This is a genomic window from Nocardioides sp. L-11A (assembly GCA_029961745.1).
Taxonomy (GTDB): Bacteria; Actinomycetota; Actinomycetes; order Propionibacteriales; family Nocardioidaceae; genus Nocardioides.
The window spans coordinates 2935580-2951861 of sequence record CP124680.1; the positions used below are offsets into that span (position 1 = coordinate 2935580).

General features: G+C 71.6%; 16 protein-coding genes. 11 read left to right on the plus strand and 5 right to left on the minus strand.

Annotation, left to right across the window (positions count from 1 at the left end; genetic code table 11):
- The first annotated feature begins 22 nt into the window (after window positions 1-22).
- The 6 genes from QJ852_14015 to QJ852_14040 are packed head-to-tail and all read left to right on the plus strand — an operon-like array spanning window position 23 to window position 6299.
- Window positions 23-1030 (plus strand): WYL domain-containing protein, encoded by a 1008-nt coding sequence (locus QJ852_14015; protein ID WGX94269.1) that lies wholly within the window; start codon window positions 23-25, stop codon window positions 1028-1030.
- Between the two features lie 57 nt (window positions 1031-1087).
- The gene (tatA, locus tag QJ852_14020; GenBank protein WGX94270.1) at window positions 1088-1360 is read left to right on the plus strand and encodes a twin-arginine translocase TatA/TatE family subunit; all 273 of its coding nucleotides are present in this window, start codon (window positions 1088-1090) and stop codon (window positions 1358-1360) included.
- Between the two features lie 2 nt (window positions 1361-1362).
- Complete coding sequence (tatC, locus tag QJ852_14025) at window positions 1363-2199, plus strand: twin-arginine translocase subunit TatC (GenBank protein WGX94271.1); 837 nt, start codon at window positions 1363-1365, stop codon at window positions 2197-2199.
- Window positions 2199-3068, plus strand: a complete 870-nt coding sequence (locus tag QJ852_14030; GenBank protein WGX94272.1) for a diacylglycerol kinase — start codon at window positions 2199-2201, stop codon at window positions 3066-3068. The genes tatC and QJ852_14030 overlap by 1 nt, the downstream gene beginning before the upstream one ends.
- Window positions 3065-5881, plus strand: a complete 2817-nt coding sequence (locus QJ852_14035) for a DEAD/DEAH box helicase (protein ID WGX94273.1) — start codon at window positions 3065-3067, stop codon at window positions 5879-5881. Before QJ852_14030 ends, QJ852_14035 begins: the two co-directional genes overlap by 4 nt.
- Window positions 5882-5888: 7 nt before the next feature.
- On the plus strand, window positions 5889-6299 hold the full coding sequence (locus tag QJ852_14040; GenBank protein ID WGX94274.1) for an NUDIX domain-containing protein: 411 nt from the start codon (window positions 5889-5891) through the stop codon (window positions 6297-6299).
- Here the strand turns inward: QJ852_14040 and QJ852_14045 are convergent.
- Entirely contained in the window at window positions 6285-7211 is a 927-nt protein-coding gene (locus tag QJ852_14045) for a 5'-3' exonuclease (protein WGX94275.1), read from the minus strand. The genes QJ852_14040 and QJ852_14045 overlap by 15 nt on opposite strands.
- 27 nt (window positions 7212-7238) lie before the next feature.
- Here QJ852_14045 and QJ852_14050 point away from each other — a divergent pair, with 27 nt between their 5' ends.
- From QJ852_14050 to QJ852_14065, 4 genes are all read left to right on the plus strand, one after another.
- Complete coding sequence (locus tag QJ852_14050) at window positions 7239-7703, plus strand: Lrp/AsnC family transcriptional regulator (protein ID WGX94276.1); 465 nt, start codon at window positions 7239-7241, stop codon at window positions 7701-7703.
- A 417-nt stretch (window positions 7704-8120) separates the two neighbouring features.
- Window positions 8121-9689 carry an apolipoprotein N-acyltransferase gene (gene lnt, locus QJ852_14055; GenBank protein ID WGX94277.1) on the plus strand — a complete coding sequence of 523 codons (1569 nt, stop codon included), beginning with the start codon at window positions 8121-8123 and terminating at the stop codon, window positions 9687-9689.
- Window positions 9690-9717: 28 nt separating this feature from the next.
- A complete protein-coding gene (locus tag QJ852_14060) occupies window positions 9718-10464 on the plus strand; it encodes a polyprenol monophosphomannose synthase (GenBank protein ID WGX99465.1) in 747 nt (248 codons plus the stop codon).
- A gap of 22 nt (window positions 10465-10486) precedes the next feature.
- Window positions 10487-10960, plus strand: a complete 474-nt coding sequence (locus QJ852_14065) for an FxsA family protein (GenBank protein ID WGX94278.1) — start codon at window positions 10487-10489, stop codon at window positions 10958-10960.
- 13 nt (window positions 10961-10973) lie between these two features.
- Here the strand turns inward: QJ852_14065 and QJ852_14070 are convergent, their stop codons facing one another.
- The 4 genes from QJ852_14070 to QJ852_14085 form a co-directional block, all read right to left on the minus strand.
- The gene (locus QJ852_14070; protein ID WGX94279.1) at window positions 10974-11363 is read right to left on the minus strand and encodes an RNA polymerase-binding protein RbpA; all 390 of its coding nucleotides are present in this window, start codon (window positions 11361-11363) and stop codon (window positions 10974-10976) included.
- Between the two features lie 72 nt (window positions 11364-11435).
- Window positions 11436-12791 (minus strand): MFS transporter, encoded by a 1356-nt coding sequence (locus tag QJ852_14075; GenBank protein ID WGX94280.1) that lies wholly within the window; start codon window positions 12789-12791, stop codon window positions 11436-11438.
- Window positions 12788-13579, minus strand: a complete 792-nt coding sequence (locus QJ852_14080; GenBank protein WGX94281.1) for a glycerophosphodiester phosphodiesterase family protein — start codon at window positions 13577-13579, stop codon at window positions 12788-12790. The genes QJ852_14075 and QJ852_14080 overlap by 4 nt, the downstream gene beginning before the upstream one ends.
- A 4-nt stretch (window positions 13580-13583) precedes the next feature.
- Window positions 13584-15125, minus strand: coding sequence for a UDP-N-acetylglucosamine 1-carboxyvinyltransferase (locus QJ852_14085; protein ID WGX94282.1), 1542 nt, complete (start codon window positions 15123-15125; stop codon window positions 13584-13586).
- Between the two features lie 82 nt (window positions 15126-15207).
- Here QJ852_14085 and QJ852_14090 point away from each other — a divergent pair, with 82 nt between their 5' ends.
- A complete protein-coding gene (locus QJ852_14090) occupies window positions 15208-16236 on the plus strand; it encodes a zinc-dependent alcohol dehydrogenase family protein (GenBank protein WGX94283.1) in 1029 nt (342 codons plus the stop codon).
- Window positions 16237-16282 lie beyond the last annotated feature (46 nt).

A 16282-nucleotide genomic window follows, 5' to 3' on the forward strand; every position in this document is an offset into this window, starting at 1 on the left:
GAGAGGCGGAAGGAGCGATCTCGTGAGCCGTACGCCGGCCCCCGGGGCCCGCGACCAGGTTGCCCGCCTGCTGACCCTGGTGCCGTTCCTGCACCACCGCGACGGCGTCCGGCTGGAGGAGGCCGCCGCGCTCCTGGGTACGACGCCCCAGCAGGTCGTCCAGGACCTGAAGGTGCTCTTCATGTGTGGTCTGCCCGGCGGGCTTCCCGACGACCTGATCGACGTCGACCTCGATGCCATCGTCACCGAGGCGGGCAGTCCGGTGACCGAGGGCGTGATCCGGATCGAGAATGCCGACTATCTCGCCCGTCCGCTGAGGCTGAGCGCGACGGAGGCGTCGGCGATGATCGTGGCGCTGCGAATGCTGCGCGACACGGGCTCGGCGGGCGCAGCGCCGGAGCTGGTCGACCGGGTGCTCGCGAAGCTGGAGGCGGCGGCCGGGGCGCCGCGGGTGGAGATCACGCCGTCGCCGCACGACGCCCAACAGGTGGTGGTGGCGCAGTTGACCGCGCTGGTCGACGAGGCGGTGGCGTCCGGCAGGCAGCTGCGGCTGCTGTACTTCGTGCCCTCGCGCGACGAGGAGTCCGAACGGGTCGTCGACCCCTACGGCGTGGTCGCGCACGGGGTGTTCTCGTACCTCGACGCGTACTGCCACCGGGCGGGCGGCGACCGGCTGTTCCGGCTGGACCGGATCACGAAGGCCGAGCTGCTGCCGAGCGCGCCGACGACGTCGCCGCGGGCCGCGCGGGACCTGAGCGACGGGCTGTTCACCGACGACGCCGTCCCGGACGCCACGGTCGTGACCCTGCAGCTCGGGCCACCGGCGCGGTGGGCGACCGACTACTACCCGGTGCGGGAGGTGCGTGACCTCGACGACGGGTCGGCGGAGGTCGACCTCGTCGTGGTGGACCGCAGGTGGCTGACCCGACTGCTGCTGCGGCTGGCGCCGCACGCCACGGTGGTCCGCCCCGCGGAGTTCACCGACACGTTCACCGCCCGCGCACAGGAGACCCTCAGCCTGTACCGGTGAGAGGGCGTAGCATGGACGACGTCAGCCGAACCCGATGATCGAGAGTTGGTCCCGTCGATGATTCCCCTGCTCGGAATGCCCCAGGGAGCCGAGTGGCTCATCATCCTGGCGATCGTGATCCTGGTCTTCGGCGCCGCGAAGCTCCCCGACCTCGCGCGCGGCACGGGGCAGGCGCTGCGGATCTTCAAGGCGGAGACCAAGGGACTGCGCGACGACGAGAAGAAGACCCCGCCGCCGTCGACGGGGCAGCTGCCCCCCGCTGACGGGGCGCGCCTCGACGACGTCGCCGAGGGCGAGATCGTCGACGAGCGCCGCGAGAACAACGCCTGACCTTGGCGTTCACGGGTCTCTTCAAGCTCTTCATCGGAAAGCCCGTCCATCCCGTCGGCGACGACGGCCGGATGGCGCTGTCCGACCACCTCCGGGAACTGCGCGCGCGGATCCTCAAGGCGGGCTTCGCGGTGGTGCTCGCGTTCGCGATCGCGCTGTTCTTCTTCGACCAGCTCTTCCAGCTGGTGCTCGAGCCCTATCTCGACGCTCAGGCGAAGCTGCCCGACGGGTCGAGCGAGGCGACCACCTCCGGGCCCGCGGGCGGCTTCCTGCTGTACCTCAAGCTGTGCGGGCTGGCGGCACTGGTCGGCTCCAGCCCGATCTGGCTCTACCAGATCTGGGCGTTCATCCTCCCGGGCCTGCACCCGAGCGAGAAGCGCTGGACCGGGATCTTCGCGGTCATCGCCGGGCCGCTGTTCGTGGTCGGCATCGTGCTGGGCTACGTGACCCTGCCCAAGGGCCTGGAGATCCTGATCGGGCTCAACCCCGAAGAGCTGACCAACCTGGTCGAGTTCAACGACTACCTCACCTTCTTCAGCCGGACCCTGCTCGGCTTCGGCATCGCCTTCGAGATCCCGGTCTTCGTTGTGCTGCTCAACATGGCGGGCGTCCTCAAGGGCAAGACGCTCGGCGCCCACCGGCCCTGGATGATCGTGGGCACCTTCATCTTCGCGGCCGTCATCACGCCCTCGGGCGACCCGTTCACGATGAGCTTCATGGCCGTGCCGATGGTGGTGCTCTTCCTGGTCTCCGAGGTGATCGCCCGTCTCAACGACCGGCGCCGCGACCGGAAGGCGATCAACGCCGGCCTCTCGCCCGACGAGCCCAGCCCGATCTGATGCCCCGCGCGATCGTCCTGACGAACCCCACCTCGGGGAAGGGGCGCGGCGCCCGGATGCGCGACGACGCGCTGCCCCGCTTCCACGACGCCGGCTGGCGGACCACGGCGCTGACCGGCCGCGACGCCGGCGAGGCGCTCGACCTGGCGCGGCTGGCGGTCGCCGAGGAGCCCGACGTGCTGGTCCTGTGCGGCGGCGACGGCATGGTCAACATCGGCCTGCAGGCGGCCGCAGGCACCGAGGTGCCGGTCGGGATCCTGCCGGCCGGCACGGGCAACGACTTCGCCCGGTACTTCGACCTGCCGCTGGGGCACGGCGCGGCGGCGGCGACCCGCATCCTGCAGGCCTCGCCGCGCACCATCGACCTGGCCCGCATCGGGGGGCGCTACTTCGGCGGCGTCCTGGCCGCCGGCTTCGACGCCATCGTCAACGAGCGGGCCAACCGGATGCGCTGGCCGCGTGGTCAGATGCGCTACAACCTGGCCACGCTCGCCGAGCTCCGGGTCTTCGAGCCGCTGCCCTACGTCCTCGAGCTCGACGGCGTCGAGCGCCGCCTCGAGGCGATGCTGGTGGCCGTCGGCAACGGGCCCTCCTTCGGCGGCGGTCTGCGGATCACCCACGGCGCGCAGCTCGACGACGGCCTCCTCGACGTGGTCCTCATCAAGCCGGTCAGCCGGGTCGAGCTGGTCCGGACCTTCCCCAAGCTCTTCGACGGGAGACACGTGAGCCATCCCCAGTACGAGCGGCACCGGGTCCGTCGGGTGACCATCGCCAGCCCCGGCATCGTCGGGTACGCCGACGGCGAGCGCTTCGGACCGCTCCCGCTCACCGTCGAGGTGGTCCCGGGCGCGGTACGGGTGATGGCATGAGCATCCACGACGGCGACCACGGCAGCGCGGGGGAGCAGCAGTCGCCCGCGCAGCGCTACGCGGCCTACCGCAAGGACCGTGCCCACCCGGTCTTCCGTGACTTCGCCGCGGGCTTCTCCTTCGAGCTCGACGGCTTCCAGGTCGAAGGCTGCAAGGCGGTCGAGGACGGCGACGGCGTCCTCGTCGCGGCGCCCACCGGCGCCGGCAAGACGGTCGTGGGGGAGTTCGCGGTCCACCTCGCCCTGGAGACCGACCGGAAGTGCTTCTACACGACGCCGATCAAAGCGCTGTCGAACCAGAAGTACGCCGACCTGGCCGCCCGCTACGGCCACGAGAACGTCGGCCTCCTGACCGGCGACACGACGATCAACGGCGAGGCACCGGTGGTCGTGATGACCACCGAGGTGCTGCGCAACATGCTCTACGCGCGCTCCCGGACGCTGGTCGGCCTCGGGTTCGTGGTGATGGACGAGGTGCACTACCTCGCCGACCGGGCCCGCGGCGCGGTGTGGGAGGAGGTCATCATCCACCTGCCCGAATCGGTGTCGGTGATCTCCCTGTCGGCCACCGTCTCCAACGCCGAGGAGTTCGGCGAGTGGCTGGAGACGGTCCGCGGATCGACCCGCACGATCGTCGCCGAGCGGCGTCCGGTCCCGCTGTTCCAGCACGTGATGGTGGGCCGCCGACTGCTCGACCTGTTCGCGTCCTCCGATGTCGACGCCGCCGCGGGCTTCGTGCGCGAGGGGGCGCCGGTCAACGACGAGTTGATGAAGCTGGCCCGCGACGACTGGGCCGCCAGCCGGCTCAAGGACCGCCGCACCCCCAAGGGCGCGCGCGGACGCCAGGGCGGGCCGGGCAGCCGCAACGTCGGCAGCGGCCGCCGGATCTGGATCCCGGGGCGTCTCGATGTCGTCGAGCGGCTGCAGCGCGACAACCTGCTGCCGGCGATCGACTTCATCTTCAGCCGCGCCGGCTGCGACGCGGCCGTGCAGCAGTGCCTCGACGCCAACCTGCGGCTGAACTCGCCCGAGGAGCGCGACGAGGTCATCGCGTACGTCGAGCAGGCGCTCGGCACGCTGCCGTCGGCCGACCTGCACGTGCTGCGCTATCACGACTTCCTCGACGCCGCCTCCCGCGGCGTCGCCGCCCACCACGCCGGCATGCTGCCGGCGTTCAAGGAGTGCGTCGAGGAGCTCTACCTGCGCGGCCTGGTCAAGATCGTGTTCGCGACCGAGACCCTGGCCCTCGGCATCAACATGCCGGCCCGGACCGTGGTGCTGGAGAAGCTGAGCAAGTGGAACGGTGAGACGCACGCCGACATCACGCCGGGGGAGTACACCCAGCTCACCGGCCGGGCCGGGCGCCGCGGTCTCGACATCGAGGGCCACGCCGTCGTGCTCTGGCAGCCCGGGATGAACCCGCGCGAGCTCGCCGGGCTCGCCTCCACCCGCACCTACCCGCTGCGCAGCAGCTTCCGGCCGTCGTACAACATGGCGGTCAACCTGGTGCACTCCTACGGCCGCCACCAGGCCCGCGAGCTGCTGGAGCAGTCCTTCGCGCAGTTCCAGGCCGACCGGGCCGTCGTGGGCCTGGCCCGGCAGCAGCGCAAGGCCGAGGACGCACTCCAGGGCTACGCCGAGGCCGCCCGCTGCCATCTCGGCGACTTCATGGAGTACGCCGCCCTGCGCCGGCAGGTCGGCGAGCTCGAGAAGGAGTCGAGCAAGGCCCGCCGCCAGGACCGCCGCGGCGAGGCCCTCATGTCGTTGGAGCGACTCACGCCGGGCGACGTGATCATCGTGCCCGTCGGGAAGTTCGCCGGTCCCGCGGTCGTCGTCGACCCCGGCCTGTCCGAGCACGGCCACCGTCCCCTGGTCATCACCGCTGAGCGTCAGGGACGCCGCCTGGCCATGATGGACTTCCCGACCCCGGTCGAGCCGGTCGCCCACATCCGGCTCCCGAAACGGGTCGACGCCCGCAACCCCCACCAGCGCAAGGACATCGCCCAGCAGGTCCGCGAGGCCGTCCGAGCGCTGCCGTTGTCGGTCACCCGGCCCCGCACGGAGCGGGGACCGGTCGACGAGGCCACCGCGACCGAGATCCAGGCACTGCGTGCCCGCATCCGCGAGCACCCCTGCCACGGCTGCGCCGACCGTGAGGACCACGCCCGCTGGGCCGAACGGCACGCCAAGCTGCAGAAGGACACCGACCTGCTCGCCCAGCGCATCGAGCGGCGCACCAACACCGTGGCCCGTACGTTCGACCGGGTCTGCGAGGTGCTGGAGGCGCTCGAGTACCTCAGCGGGGGCCCCGACGACACGGTCACCGAGCGCGGTCGCGGCCTGATGCGGATCTATTCCGAGCTCGACCTCGTCGCCGCCGAGTCGCTGCGCCGGGGCCTGTGGGACGACCTGACGCCGTCGCAGCTCGGTGCCGTGCTCTCCGCGCTGGTCTACGAGTCGCGGCGCCCCGAGGACGGCCCCCCGAGCGTCCCCGGCGGAGCGATCGCCACGACCATCGAGGCGATGACGCGGCTGTGGAGCGACCTCGAGCGGCTGGAGCGTGAGCACCGTCTCGACTTCCTCCGGCGGCCCGACGCCGGCTTCGCGTGGACCGCGTGGCGCTGGGCGGAGGGTCAGGAGCTCGACGAGGTGATCACTCGCAACGACCAGACAGCCGGCGACTTCGTGCGCCAGATGAAGCAGCTCATCGACTTCGCCGGCCAGATCGCCGACGCCGCCGCCGGTACGCCGGTACGCGACACCGCGCGGGCGCTGGTCAAGCTGCTGCGGCGCGGGATCGTGGCGACCGGGTGAGTGCGGCATGAGCCTCGTCGTCGCGGCCGCCGTCGTCCTGCGCGGGCGGCGCCTGCTGGTGGTGAGCAAGCACGCCGCCCCCGACGTCTTCTACCTGCCCGGTGGCAAGCTCGAGCCGGGGGAGTCGCCGGAGGAGGCGATGCGTCGGGAGGTCCGCGAGGAGCTCGGCGTGACGGTGCGCGACGCCGCCCATTTCCTCGACGTCCGGGCGCCGGCCGCCATCGAGCGGGTCCCGATGCGGCTGACGGTCTTCCGGGTCGCGATCGAGGGCGAGCCCGCGATCAACGCCGAGCTCGCGGCCCTCGACTGGGTCGCCGATGCGACCGCACCCGGCCTGGGGCCGGCCATCCGGGACCACGTGATCCCGGCCCTCGTCGCTGCCCGCCTGCTGGACGCGGCGGCGCTACCCGTCGACTGACGCCAGGACCCCGGTGAGCCGCTCCACCGGCGAGCTCAGCGACCAGCGCTCGACCAGCGCCGCGAGGCCGTCCGGGTCGGCGGGGGTGCGGGGGAGCACGAGGTGCTCGCGCGGCAGGTCGATGTCGCGCGCCACGGCCACGACCGTCGGTGCGACGGCGAGGTAGGCCGCGGCCTCCCGGATCTTGGCCCGCGGCCCGGGGCCGAGGTCGCTGCCGGGGTCGTCGACGGCGGCGACGATGCCGGCCAGGTCGCCGTACTTCTGCAGCATGCTGGCCGCCGTCTTCTCCCCGACCCCCTTGACGCCGGGGAGGCCGTCGGAGGCGTCGCCGCGCAGCGTGGCGAAGTCGGCGTACTGGTCGGCGCGCACGCCGTACTTCTCCAGCACCCAGGTCTCGTCGACCCGCTCGTGACGCCCGACCCCCTTGCCGACGTACAGCACCCGCACGGCGGCGTCGTCGTCGACGAGCTGGAACAGGTCGCGATCACCGGTCACGACGTCGACAGGCATGCCGGCGCCGGTGGCCAGGGTGCCGATCACGTCGTCGGCCTCGTAACCGGGGGCGCCGACGACGGCGATGCCGAAGGCGGCGAGCACGTCGCGGATGACCGGCACCTGCAGCTCCAGCGGGTCCGGGACCTCCTCGACGTCGGGTGCGCCGGCCACCTCCTCGACGACGCGGTGCGCCTTGTAGGTCGGGATCAGGTCCACCCGCCACTGAGGACGCCAGTCGTCGTCCCAGCAGCAGGCCAGGTGCGTGGGCCGGTACTGGTCGACCAGCTGGGAGAGATAGCCGAGCAGACCGCGTACGGCGTTCACGTTGGTGCCGTCCGGCGCGAGGATCTCCGGGGAGCCGAAGTAGGCCCGGAAGTAGAGGCTGGCCGTATCGAGGAGTAGAAGGCGCTGAGTCATCACCGCGCAGCCTATTAGGGTGGCGCCGTGAGTCAGAGCAGCAATCCAGCGGTCGAGTCCATCGACCGGCAGATCCTGGAGCTCCTGGCCAAGGACGGACGGATGTCCTACACGGACCTCGGGCGCGCGACGGGACTGTCCACCTCGGCCGTGCACCAGCGCGTCAAGCGCCTGGAGCAGCGCGGCCTCATCCTCGGCTACGGCGCCACCGTCAACTACGCCGAGATCGGCGTACCGCTGACGGCCTTCATCGCGATCCGCCCGATCGACCCCTCCCAGCCCGACGACTGCCCGGACCGGCTCGTCGGCATCCCGGAGATCGAGTCGTGCTGGTCGGTCGCCGGGGAGGAGTCCTACCTCCTCAAGGTCCGCACGGAGACGCCCGCCGAGCTCGAGCTGCTGCTCGGCCGGATCCGGTCGGCGGCGAACGTGTCGACCCGGACCACGATCGTGCTCTCGACGTACTACGAGAACCGGCCCGTCGGGCACTGAGCGACACCACGCCCGGCGCGTCGCCACGCGACACGCCGAGGGCGGGTGATTTTTTGCAGTTTTCTTGGCCCGGCGGCGGCCCGGCCTGACCTGCGGGAACGCGTATCGCTGCAGGTCAGCGGCCGGTTGACAGGACGGTTGGCGCTCACCAGAGTACGGAGACGTTCGCCCGTGCAGGTCGTGGCCGGCGGACCGACGTCCGAGTGGCCGTATGTCGGCGGAGTAGCACCAGCTCCGCACGGGGACGGTTCGCGGAGGTCGGTTCGCTCCTCGGGGGCGAGCCGGAAGGACTCGGATCTCCCTAGACAACGTCGCGGGCGGCGGCAGCCAGTCGGACGCCGGGATGGTCCGAAGGCGATCCGAGTCCTTCCGTGCCTGACGGCCGGGGCCGCCACCGCAACCACTAGGCTCACCGCCGTGGTGCAGCGTCTTCTCCTCGCGGTCATCGGCGGCGCGCTGCTCACCGCCTCGTTCGAGCCACTCGCCCTGCCGTGGCTGCTGCCGTTCGGCGTCGCCTGCTACGCCCTCGCCACGCGCGAGCTCGCCGTACGCCGGGCGGGGCTGGTCGGCCTCGTCTTCGGGGTCGTCTTCTACTTCAGCCACATCTCCTGGATGCGCGGCTCGATCGGGTCCGACGCCTGGCTGGCCCTGTCCAGCATCGAGGCGCTGTTCTACGGCCTGCTCGGCCTCGCCGTGCCGCTGCTGCGGCGCCTGCCCGCCTGGCCGCTGTGGCTGGCGGCGGCCTGGACCACCATGGAGACGGTGCGCAGCGGCTGGCCGTTCAGCGGGATGCCCTGGGGGAGGCTCTCGTTCGCCGCGATCGACACCCCGGTGGCCCCGGCGGTCGCCTACGTCGGCATGACCGGACTGTCGTTCCTGCTGGCGCTCGCCGGGTTCTGCCTGGCCCGCCTGGCCGAGGCGGCGCTGGCCGGCGAGCGGCGCCGGGCCTGGGCTGCGGTCCTGGTCGGGGTGCTGGCCGTCCTGGTCACTCCTGCCGTCGTGCCGTACGACGTCCCCGAGACGGGCAGCACGACCGTCGCCGTCGTCCAGGGCGACGTACCGGGACCGGGCAACGACATCCTGTGGGACCACGAGGGCGTGACCCGCAACCACGTGGACGCGACGGTGCGGCTGGCCGCCGACGTCGCCGCGGGGCGGGTGCCGCGGCCCGACTTCGTGCTGTGGCCGGAGAACTCCACCGCCGTGGACCCGTTCGAGCCCGGCCGGGTCAACACCGGCATCCGGGAGGCGGTCGCGGCCGTCCAGGCTCCGGTGGTGGTCGGCGGGATCGTGGGCGACGGGCCCGAGCACGTCCTCAACCAGGGCATCGTCTGGGACCCGGTCAGCGGGCCGGGGGACCGCTACACCAAGCACCACCCGGTGCCCTACGGCGAGTACATCCCGATGCGCGACCTGTGGGATCCCAAGTTCGGCAAGCTGGCGCTGATCACCCGGGACATGAAGAGCGGCACCCGGACCGAGCCGCTGCGCGTCGCCGGCGTCCGGGTGGGCGACGCCATCTGCTTCGACGTCGCCTACGACGACGTGATGCCGCCGCAGGTCCGTGACGGCGCCGAGCTGCTCGTGGTCCAGACCAGCAACGCCAGCTTCATCTTCACCCACCAGATCGAGCAGCAGTTCGCCATCACCCGGCTCCGGGCGATCGAGGCCGGTCGGTGGCTCGCCGTGGCCTCCACGAACGGCCAGACGGGCGTCATCGCACCCGACGGCACCGTGGTGGCCTCCGTGACGCCCCGGACGACCGACGTGCTCGTCGAGCGGGTCGGGCTCAGCACCGCGCTCACGCCGGCCATGTGGCTGGGCCCCTGGCCCGCCCGGTTGTTCATCCTCCTGACGCTCGCTGCTCTCGTGTCAGGTGCCGTCGCGTACCGTCGAAGGCAAGAGTTCGATGGCCCTGCGCAGGAGGATCCCGCCGTGGAGCCGCCTGCGCCGTCCCCGACCCCGAGTGAGGCACCCGTTGTCTGACCAGCTCTCCACCCTGGGCCGCACGGTGATGGTCATCCCGACCTACAACGAGGCCGACAATATCGCCTGGATCGTCGACCGCGTCCGTACCGCGCAGCCCCAGGTCGACATCCTCGTGGTCGACGACGGCTCGCCCGACGGCACCGGCGTCGTCGCCGACGGCCTGGCCCGCGCCGACCAGCACGTCCACGTGCTCCACCGCACCACCAAGGAGGGCCTCGGCGCGGCCTACCTCGCGGGCTTCGCCTGGGCGCTGGCCGAGGGCTACGACGTCATCGGCGAGATGGACGCCGACGGCTCCCACCAGCCCGAGCAGCTCCAGCGGCTGCTCGTCGGCCTGCTGGACGCCGACCTGGTGATCGGCTCGCGCTGGGTCCCCGGCGGCTCGGTGGTCAACTGGCCCTGGGAGCGCGAGGTGCTCTCCCGGGGCGGCAATCTCTACGTCCGGCTGCTGCTCGGCATCCAGGTGCGCGACGCGACCGCCGGCTTCCGGCTGTTCCGCCGCTCCACACTCGAGAAGATCCGTCTCGACGAGGTGAAGTCCACCGGATACGTGTTCCAGACCGACCTGGTCACCCGCACGCTCCATGCCGGCCTGACGGTCCGTGAGGTGCCCATCGAGTTCGTCGAGCGGGTTCGCGGCGAGTCGAAGATGAGCGGCCAGGTCGCCCTGGAGTCGCTCCGGCGGATCACCTGGTGGGGCCTACGCGAGCGCTGGGGCCAGATGAAGCACCGGCGCCACGTCGCGCCCGAGCGGCGGCTGCAGACCCGATGAGACCGACGAGGGGGAGGGCCGGATGAGTCGGCGGAGGTCGCGCCGCGCCGCGGTGGTGCTGTTCCTCGTCTTCGTCGTGATGCCGGTCCTCGAGATCGTCGTCCTCATCCAGGTCGGCCAGGTGATCGGCCCCTGGTGGACGATCCTGCTCCTCGTCCTCGACAGCATCGTCGGCGCCTGGCTGATCAAGCGGGAGGGACGGCGGGCCTGGCTCGCGCTGCGTGAGCGGGTCGAGACCGGCCGTCTCCCGGCCCGTGAGCTCGCCGACGGCGTCCTGGTGGTGCTCGGCGGCGCGTTCCTGCTCAGCCCGGGCTTCGTGACCGACGTGCTCGGCATCCTGCTCATCCTGCCCGTCACCCGTCCGCTCTTCCGCGGCCTGCTGATGGCCTACGCCGGGCGACAGGTGAGCCGCCGTACGGCGGCGACGGCGCCCGGAAATGGCCCTCGCCCCGGACCGACGGTGGTCCGGGGCGAGGTCATCGACGACGGGGACTGACTCCCCGCGTCTCTCAGGCCTTCGCGGGCTTCTTCTTGCGAGCGTTGGCGCGGTGCAGGTGCGCCGGGCCGATCTCGCCGCCGCGGAGCAGTTCGAGGCGCTCGGTGAGGATCTCCTCGAGCTCCTTCTCGGAGCGCCGCTCGAGCAGCATGTCCCAGTGGGTGCGCTGGGGCTTCTCGGCCTTCACCTCGCGCTCGATGCCGGCGGTCGACTCGGCCTCGAGGCCGCACCGCGGACACTCCCAGACGGCCGGCACCTCCGCCTCGATCGACATGGTGATCTCGAACTCGTGACCGTGCGGGCACTTGTAGCCGACCTGCTGCCGGGCCGCGAACTCGATCCCGCGCTCGTCCTCGAAGGACTGGCCCCCCAGTCGGGCACCGCGCAGTGTGCGCTCTGCCATCAGACCCCACCTCCCGTGTCTCGTCCTCGAACCCTTTAACGCTACCCGGCGGTAAAAGGTTCCAATCCTGGCTCAGATCACCGCGGGACGGGCGTTGCCGGCGTCGCGGATGCCGCGCTCGGTGTCGACCCGCAGGAGCAGCAGGCCGCCGAGGACGAAGAACGCGATCAGCGCGAAGATCGCCGGCCGGTAGGAGTCGGTGAGCTGGTAGACGACGCCGAAGGTGAGCGTGCCGAACCACGAGGTGCCGCGGTCCATGGCGTGGTAGAGGCTGAAGTACTCCGCCTCCTTGCCACGGGGGATGAACAGCGAGAAGTACGACCGGGCGAGCGCCTGGGTGCCGCCCAGCACGACGCCGATCGCGACCCCGAGGACGAGGAAGGGCACCAGCTGCCCCCGGGGGACGACCAGCGCGACGGTGACGATGCCCATCCAGCCCACGATCCCGCCGAGGATGACCTTCTTGGCACCGAAGCGCGCGGCCAGGCGGCCGAAGCCGACCGCCCCGAACATCGCGACGAACTGCACGAGCAGGTAGGTGCCGAGCACCGTGCCCTCCTCGAAGTCCAACTCCTCGATGCCGAAGGTCGACGCGGACGCGATGACGGTCTGGATGCCGTCGTTGAAGAAGAGGTAGGCGACCAGGAAGGTGAGCGCGACCGGGTAGTTGCGCAGATCCTTCAGCGTGGCCGCCAGCTGCCCGAACGAGCGGCTGATCAGGCCGCCCGCGACCTCCTCGACGGCGGCCGGCTGGTGCCGCTTGATGCCGCGCCACGGGATGATCATGAACGCCGCCCACCACACCGCCGCGGAGAGCAGGGAGAGGCGGACCGCCATCTCCTTGTCGAGCCCGATCGCCTCGTGGAAGGTGACGACGGCGAAGTTCACGGCGAGCAGCAGTCCGCCACCGGCGTACCCGTAGGCCCAGCCGACCGACGAGGTGCGGTCGCGCTCGGCCTCCGTCGAGATCAGCGGCAGCACCGAGTCGCTGACCACGATCGCCGCTCCGGCCGCGAGATTGGCGACCATGAACGCGATGCTGCCGAACAGCCAGTTCTCGCCGTTCATGAAGAACAGCAGGCCGGCCGCGGTCGCGCCCACCCACGACAAGCCGACCAGTAGGTCCGGCTTGCGTGCGGTGCGGTCGGCGAGAGCACCGACGACCGGGAAGATCAGGGCGCTCAGCAGGGTCGAGATCGTGATGACGTACGACGGCAGCGAGCCGGGCGCGATGGCGAGGCCGAGCACATGGATCCGGCCGTGCTCGCCGACGGCGTTCTCGGCGACCGAGATGAGATAGGGCGCGAACAGGACGCCGGCCACGGTGGTCTGGAAGGCCGAGGCGGCCCAGTCGGTGAAGTACCAGGCCCGCTGCTCCCGCGCCCGGTTCAGCGGCCCCAGGTCCGCGATCCCCGTCGTCCCGCTCATGCCGTCGCCCCTCCCCGCGCGGACCACCACTGGCCGCGTCCCAGGAGGACATCCTTGAGCAGGTCGGTGCGGTCCGTGAAGAGCCCGTCGACGCCGCGGTCGAGCAGGGCCGCCATCTCAGCCGGGTCGTCGATGGTCCACACGTGGACCTGGAGTCCGGCGGCATGTGCGCGCCGGACCAGGCCGGCGGTGGTCACGGTGAGGCCGTTGCGGCGGTGCGGGACCTGGAAGGCGGCGAATCCGCCGCCGGCCAGCAGCCGCGCGATCCGGGCGCTGGGAGAGACCCGGAAGGCGACGATCTGCCAGGGATCGGCGGCGGTGGGCACCCGGCCGCCGGTGAGCTCGCGGAACCGCCGGATCCGACGGCGCGAGAAGGAGGCCACCAGCAGCCGGTCCCACAGGTGGCGCTCACGGACCAGGTCGGCCAGCGCGATCACCGCGCCGTCGGACTTGAGGTCGATGTTGAACCGGGCATCGGGGAAGGCGTCGAGCAGCTCGACGAGGGTGGGCACCTGCTCGCGACCGCCGATCCGCGCCCGGCGTACGTCGGCCAGGGTGAGGTCGCGGATCGCCCCCCGCTGGTCGGTGACGCGGTCGAGCACCTCGTCGTGGAAGGCGAGCAGCACGCCGTCCGCGGTGACGTGGACGTCGGTCTCGAGATAGTCGTAGCCCAGCGCGGCGGCGTGCCGGAACGCGGCGAGGGTGTTCTCCAGGCCCTCGATCTCGGGGTGGTAGGCACCGCCGCGGTGCGCGAACGCCAGCACCCGGCCAGGCTCGAGGTAGGCCACGGACCTAGATGTCCCGGAAGGTCTCGATCTCGGCACCGAGGTCGCTGAGCCGCTCGGCGAGGTCCTCGTAGCCCCGATGGATGACGTAGGTGCTGCGCAGCACCGAGGTGCCCTTGCTGGCCAGCATGGCCAGCAGGACGACGACCGCGGGCCGCAGCGCGGGCGGACAGACCAGCTCGGTGCCGGTCCACGACGTGGGGCCGTCGATCTGCACCCGGTGCGGGTCGAGGAGGGTGACCCGGCCGCCGAGCTTGTTGAGCTCGGTGAGGTAGATCGCCCGGTTGTCGTAGACCCAGTCGTTGAGATAGGTCGTGCCCTCGGCCACCGCGGCGATCACCGCGAAGAACGGCAGGTTGTCGATGTTGAGGCCCGGGAAGGGCATCGGGTGGATCTTGTCGCGCGGCGCGACCAGGTCGGAGGGGTGCGTGGTGATGTCGACCAGGCGGGTGCGCCCGTTGGCCGCGAGGTACTCCTCGGAGCGGTCGTAGCGGAAGCCCATCTCCTCCAGGACCGCCAGCTCGATCTCCAGGAACTCGATCGGCGCGCGCCGGATCGTGATCTCCGAGCGGGTCACGATCGCCGCCGCGAGCAGCGACATGGCCTCGATCGGGTCCTCGCTGGGTGAGTAGTCGACGTCGACGTCGATGCTCTCGCGGCCGGTGACGGTCAGCGTGGTGGTGCCGATGCCCTCGACCTCGACGCCGAGCGCCTGCAGGTAGAAGCACAGGTCCTGGACCATGTAGTTGGACGACGCGTTGCGGATGACCGTCGTGCCCGGGTGCAGCGCCGCCGCCATGAGGGCGTTCTCGGTCACCGTGTCACCACGCTCGGTGAGCACGATCGGGCGGCCGGGGACGATCGCCCGGTTGAGCTGGGCGTGGTACCAGCCGTCGGTGGCCTTCACCTCCAGGCCGAACGGCCGCAGGGCCGACATGTGCGGCTCGACGGTGCGGGTGCCGAGGTTGCAGCCGCCGGCGTACGGCAGCTCGAAGGTGTCGGCGCGGTGCAGCAGGGGGCCGAGGAACATGATGACCGAGCGGGTGCGCCGGGCGGCCTCCTCGTCGATCCGGGTCAGGTCGAGGTCCTTGGGCGGGACGATCTCGAGATCGTTGTCGGCGTTGATCCAGCGGGTCTGCACGCCGATGCTCGTCAGCACCTCGAGCAGCCGGTTGACCTCCTCGATCCGGGCCACCTTGCGCAGCGTGGTCCGACCGCGGTTGAGCAGCGCGGCGCACAGCAGCGCGACCCCGGCGTTCTTCGAGGTCTTGACGTCGATGCTGCCCGAGAGCGTGGTGGGGCCCTTGACCCGCAGGTGGGTCGGCCCGGCGCCCAGCGCGACGATCTCGGAGTCCAGCGCAGCACCGATCCGGGCGAGCATCTCGAGCGACAGGTTCTGGTGGCCCTTCTCGATCCGGTTGATCGCGCTCTGGCTGGTGCCGAGGCGTTCGGCGAGCTGCGCCTGGGTGAGTCCGCGGTGCTTGCGGGCGTCGCGGATGAGGTTCCCGATCCGGCCCTTGTAGTCGTCGTGCGACACGTCGAGCGTCATGACTCGACGGTAACTCACATATGAGATAACGCAAGTCGCCACGGCGCGGTCGCGGAGGATCCGGGTCTGCGAGGATCCTCCTATGCGCGCCACCACCATCCACGCTCCGGGCGACATCCGCTTCGAGGAGGTCCCCGACCCGCAGTTGAAGAAGCCCACCGACGCCATCGTCAGGGTCACCGCCGGCTGCATCTGCGGCTCCGACCTGTGGCCCTACCGCGGCGAGAACCCGATCCGGCCCGGTGCCACGATCGGCCACGAGTGCATCGGCGTCGTGGAGGAGGTCGGCGACGAGGTCCGCGACGTGCGTCCCGGCGACTTCGTCGTCGTCCCGTTCTGCCACTGCGACAACACCTGCGCCCACTGCCGCGCCGGCGCGCAGTCGGCGTGCGTCAACCTCGGGATGACCGCCAGTGGCCAGGCCGAGTACGCCCGGGTCAATCAGGCCGACGGCAGCCTGGTCCGCGTCGACGGCGCCCGGCCCGGCGAGCTCGACGCGAGCCTGGTGGCCTCGCTGCTCGCGCTCAGCGACGTGATGCCGACCGGGTGGCACGCCGCGGTCGCGGCCGGGGTGAAGCCCGGTGACACCGCGGTCGTGGTCGGCGACGGAGCCGTCGGGCTGTGCGGCGTGATCGCCGCCTCGGTGCTGGGCGCGGAGCGGATCGTCGCGATGTCGCGCCACGAGCCGCGCCAGGAGCTCGCCCGCGCCTTCGGCGCGACCCACGTGGTGGCCGCCCGCGGCGAGGAGGGCGTCGCCGAGGTGCGCGAGCTGACCGACGGCATCGGGGCCGACGCGGTCCTGGAGTGCGTCGGCACCAACGACGCGATGACCACCGCGATCGGCGTCACCCGCCCGGGCGGCGGCGTCGGCTTCGTGGGCGTGCCGCACGGCGTCGAGCTGCCGGTGCGCACGCTGTTCGAGCGCAACATCGGGCTGCGCGGCGGCATCGCGCCGGTGCGCCGCTATCTGCCCGAGCTGCTCGCGCTGGTCCAGGAGCGACGGATCGATCCGGGCCGGGTCTTCGACCTCACCCTGCCGCTCGCGGAGGTGGCCGACGGCTACCGCGCCATGGACGAGCGCCGGGCCATCAAGGTCCTGTTGCGGCCCTGACCCGGCCCCGATGTGTGCGGATGTCGGCGTCGCGACCTAGCGTCGC

Excerpts from the sequence above, each read along its gene's own strand:
- tatA (WGX94270.1), top strand. The coding sequence starts at position 1,088 with ATGATTCCCCTGCTCGGAATGCCCCAGGGAGCCGAGTGGCTCATCATC.
- QJ852_14030 (WGX94272.1), top strand. The coding sequence starts at position 2,199 with ATGCCCCGCGCGATCGTCCTGACGAACCCCACCTCGGGGAAGGGGCGC.
- QJ852_14035 (WGX94273.1), top strand. The coding sequence starts at position 3,065 with ATGAGCATCCACGACGGCGACCACGGCAGCGCGGGGGAGCAGCAGTCG.
- QJ852_14040 (WGX94274.1), top strand. The coding sequence starts at position 5,889 with ATGAGCCTCGTCGTCGCGGCCGCCGTCGTCCTGCGCGGGCGGCGCCTG.
- QJ852_14045 (WGX94275.1), bottom strand. The coding sequence starts at position 7,211 with ATGACTCAGCGCCTTCTACTCCTCGATACGGCCAGCCTCTACTTCCGG.
- QJ852_14060 (WGX99465.1), top strand. The coding sequence starts at position 9,718 with ATGGTCATCCCGACCTACAACGAGGCCGACAATATCGCCTGGATCGTC.
- QJ852_14065 (WGX94278.1), top strand. The coding sequence starts at position 10,487 with ATGAGTCGGCGGAGGTCGCGCCGCGCCGCGGTGGTGCTGTTCCTCGTC.
- QJ852_14070 (WGX94279.1), bottom strand. The coding sequence starts at position 11,363 with ATGGCAGAGCGCACACTGCGCGGTGCCCGACTGGGGGGCCAGTCCTTC.
- QJ852_14075 (WGX94280.1), bottom strand. The coding sequence starts at position 12,791 with ATGAGCGGGACGACGGGGATCGCGGACCTGGGGCCGCTGAACCGGGCG.
- QJ852_14085 (WGX94282.1), bottom strand. The coding sequence starts at position 15,125 with ATGACGCTCGACGTGTCGCACGACGACTACAAGGGCCGGATCGGGAAC.
- QJ852_14090 (WGX94283.1), top strand. The coding sequence starts at position 15,208 with ATGCGCGCCACCACCATCCACGCTCCGGGCGACATCCGCTTCGAGGAG.